The 2,954-nt window shown below is 61.7% G+C and carries 5 protein-coding genes; 3 read left to right on the top strand and 2 right to left on the bottom strand.

Annotation, left to right across the window (positions count from 1 at the left end):
- Nucleotides 1-33: 33 nt before the first annotated feature.
- The 3 genes from BGN91_RS03980 to BGN91_RS03970 all read left to right on the top strand — a co-directional run bounded on the left by BGN91_RS03980 (nucleotide 34) and on the right by BGN91_RS03970 (nucleotide 1,846).
- Entirely contained in the window at nucleotides 34-240 is a 207-nt protein-coding gene (locus tag BGN91_RS03980) for a hypothetical protein (protein ID WP_292610729.1), read from the top strand.
- Between the two features lie 175 nt (nucleotides 241-415).
- On the top strand, nucleotides 416-850 hold the full coding sequence (locus BGN91_RS03975) for a hypothetical protein (protein ID WP_292610728.1): 435 nt from the start codon (nucleotides 416-418) through the stop codon (nucleotides 848-850).
- Nucleotides 851-1,138: 288 nt separating this feature from the next.
- Complete coding sequence (locus BGN91_RS03970) at nucleotides 1,139-1,846, top strand: outer membrane beta-barrel protein (protein ID WP_292610726.1); 708 nt, start codon at nucleotides 1,139-1,141, stop codon at nucleotides 1,844-1,846.
- A gap of 126 nt (nucleotides 1,847-1,972) precedes the next feature.
- Here BGN91_RS03970 and BGN91_RS03965 read toward each other — a convergent pair whose 3' ends face one another.
- Together BGN91_RS03965 and BGN91_RS03960 are read right to left on the bottom strand one after the other, a co-directional pair.
- Entirely contained in the window at nucleotides 1,973-2,158 is a 186-nt protein-coding gene (locus tag BGN91_RS03965) for a hypothetical protein (RefSeq protein WP_292610724.1), read from the bottom strand.
- A gap of 251 nt (nucleotides 2,159-2,409) precedes the next feature.
- A complete protein-coding gene (locus BGN91_RS03960) occupies nucleotides 2,410-2,691 on the bottom strand; it encodes a DUF4880 domain-containing protein (RefSeq protein WP_292610722.1) in 282 nt (93 codons plus the stop codon).
- Nucleotides 2,692-2,954 lie beyond the last annotated feature (263 nt).

The following is a 2,954-nucleotide window of genomic DNA, read 5'->3' as shown; positions in this document are numbered from 1 at the left end:
CAACTCGGGTGATCATCTCCAGGGAGACAACCCATGCTGAAAGTGATTTCCGCCGCGCTGCTCGCCGCTTCCGTGTTTGTTGCGCCCGCGATGGCCGGCACCGCCCGGACGGGTCATGCCCCGGCGGCCAAATCAGTAACCCTCAAATCGAAAACGCTGAACGCCAACGCCAAGATGGGGCGCCATCATCATCATCATGCTCGCCGGCACGTCCATCACCGCCACCATCATCACCACTAATTCCGATGTGCTGATCACTTCGGAAGCGGATCACGGCCCATGGTCATCGTTCCCGGTGGCCGCGGGCCGGATTCATTTTCTCCACCTTTCATTGTATCGATAACTGAATTGCGAATTTCATTCCGCCTTGAGGCAGGCTAGTCATCGGTGAAGTCATGAACGTGAAGACGGACCGGTGTTGGGGGCATCTGCAAAATTTCTGGCGGTCGCGCTGCTGGCGGGATCGCTCGCGGCCTTCGTGACCGACGATCAAGGCGGCGGTCAGGGCGGCATGGTCTATACCGATGATCGCGGCGTGGCCGACCAACCGTTTCCGGGCGACTATCGCGCGCAGGTCCTGGCGTTCCTCAGAACTTACCTCAACAATCCCGTCGGCATCCGCGACGCCGCGATGGCCGAGCCGGTTCAGCGCACCGTCGGCGGCCGGCTGCGTTACGTGAGTTGCCTGCGCTACAATGCCCGCGAGATCGACGGCAGCTACGGCGGTGTGGTGCAGCGTGCGGCGGTGTATGTCGATGCCCGGCTCGATCGCATGATCGAGAAAGCCGGCGACGTCTGCGCTGGCGTCGCCTACGCTCCGTTTCCCGAGTTGGAGAAACTGACGCGCTGAGAAGCCGCCGGTAGTCGAGCGTTTACCGAACCGATCACATTTCAGGGAACCCGGAACCTTCCGACCGGGCGAGCGACCCATTTGAATGGTGTTGAATGGCGTCTCCCGCGCAGCAACTTGGCTTTGCGGCTGCGGGATCCTACATCGGAACTAACGGTGTTGTTTGCAGGTCACGGTTGTAAATCATCGCAGGTAACGCTGCCGCCCTCTGGCAACCAAATTCGCGCCACGTTGTTTGACGATGGTGAGGTCCGAAGGATGAATTCGACCAAAAAGGGGGAACCCCTCATGAAGAAATTCTTGCTCAGCGCGGCGGCGGTTGTCGCTTTCGCCGCACCGGCGCTTGCGGCTGATCTTCCGCCGCGGCCCTATACCAAGGCGCCGCCCTATACGCCGCCGCAGGCCGTCTACAATTGGACAGGCTTCTATATCGGCGGTCATCTTGGCGGCGCGTTCGGAGGCGGTCTGGGTGGAAACGACGGCCGTTTTCTCGGCGGCGTGCAAGGCGGCGCGGATTATCAGTTCGCGAACAACTGGGTGCTCGGCCTCGAAGCCGAATATAGCTGGCTCGCCAGCGCCAACAGCAGCCTGGCTTTCCCGGGCGGGAGCATCGTGAACAGCGATGACCGCGGTCTCGGCTCGGTGACCGGCCGGCTCGGCTATACCTGGGGGCCGGCTTTGCTATACGCCAAGGGCGGTTATGCGTTCCGCGACAGCAAGCTCGGCATTACCGATGCTGCGGGTGTGCCGCAGGCTTTCGCAACCACCGGCAATCGTGACAACGGCTACACCGTCGGCGCCGGTCTCGAATACATGTTCGCGCCGAACTGGTCCGCCAAGGTGGAGTATCAGTATTACAATTTCGGCAAGACGACATTTGCCACAGGCTCGCCTCCGGATGTCGTCGGAGCGAGCTTCCGCAACGACGAGCATGCCGTCAAGGCTGGCGTGAACTATCGCTTCGGCTGGGGCGGACCGGCCGCCTCTCGCTATTGAGATCGTCGGCGGAGCGACTCAACGCCCGCTCGGAAAAGCACATCGAACGACAAAGGCCGGCTTTCACGCCGGCCTTTGTTTTTTTTCGGTGCGGAAGTCTCGCAACCCCGCGGCCGCGCCTCCGCATCAAATGCGGTCGACCCTTAGAAACAGCGTCCAGATCGCCAGCATCAGAGTTGCAATCGCCAGCCAGTGCGGATGGACACAGAATGTCGCGCCGTAATAGCACAGTTGATCGGCGGCGATGCCGTAGTTGCCGGCGCCGTAGAACACCAGCGTTGCCAGCGCCATCATGGCAGTTACGAATACCATCGGACACTCCCGATGTTGCCGACGCAGTCGAATTCTCCTTTTCGGGAAATTCGCTGCGGCCACTTCCGTCTGGAAAAAATTCTAGAGTGGCTCCGGTGAAGCAAGCGTAAATCGATGCTTCGGTTTTTCTACGAACCTCGCGGTGTGCTGTTGCCGCGGGGGCCGGCGCGGGCGACTGCTGTTCAGCGGGCAACGACGGAAGAAACTCGTTCGGGCGTGGGAGAGGCGGACGTAGGGCAGGGGTCGGCTGCCTATCCATGCAGCAGGACGAGGGCGCCGCCGATGAGCGCGGCTCCGAAGATCGCAATGGCGATGATCATGCCAAGGCGGCGGGGTTTGCCGTCCGTCCGAGTTTCGCCCACCTGCCGCTCGGCCGCCTCATAGGCTGTTCTGTTTTCCGGATCCTGATCGATCCACGCTTCAAAGGCGCGGGACTCGTGTGCGCTCTGGTTGGCGTCACGATTTTTCAGGACCCAGGCGGCTGCCTCTTGCTGCCGTTTGCTGTCCGCCTGTGGTGATTGGCTGGTTGTCATCGTGACCTCTGATCGCCCGTTGCGCCCCGCGTCGTGGAGATGGCCTCCTCCGAAGGGCCGCCTACTCAATACCGGGCGGGCGGTCGAGGCAATACGGGAGTGCCCGGAAGCTTCCGGGCAACCCATGTCTGGCGGGATAGCGAGCGGTGGTGCGGTCTTTGACCCGACGTTGCCGCCCGCCTCCTCAAAAGCAGGCCCGATGCATTTTAGGGCTGACGGAGCGTTTTGCGTTCGCTATAGAGGCACCGCGCTAGGAGTGTAGC

Origin of the sequence: Nitrobacter sp. 62-13 (assembly GCF_001896955.1) — a bacterium.
In the GTDB taxonomy this organism is placed as follows: Bacteria; Pseudomonadota; Alphaproteobacteria; order Rhizobiales; family Xanthobacteraceae; genus Nitrobacter.
Note: the sequence above shows the minus strand (reverse complement) of the source record. Positions and strands in the feature narration are given on the sequence as shown.

What these genes read in the sequence shown, in the direction of transcription:
- BGN91_RS03965 (WP_292610724.1), bottom strand. Translation starts at nt 2,158, where the DNA reads ATGGTATTCGTAACTGCCATGATGGCGCTGGCAACGCTGGTGTTCTAC.
- BGN91_RS03960 (WP_292610722.1), bottom strand. Translation starts at nt 2,691, where the DNA reads ATGACAACCAGCCAATCACCACAGGCGGACAGCAAACGGCAGCAAGAG.
- BGN91_RS03980 (WP_292610729.1), top strand. Translation starts at nt 34, where the DNA reads ATGCTGAAAGTGATTTCCGCCGCGCTGCTCGCCGCTTCCGTGTTTGTT.
- BGN91_RS03970 (WP_292610726.1), top strand. Translation starts at nt 1,139, where the DNA reads ATGAAGAAATTCTTGCTCAGCGCGGCGGCGGTTGTCGCTTTCGCCGCA.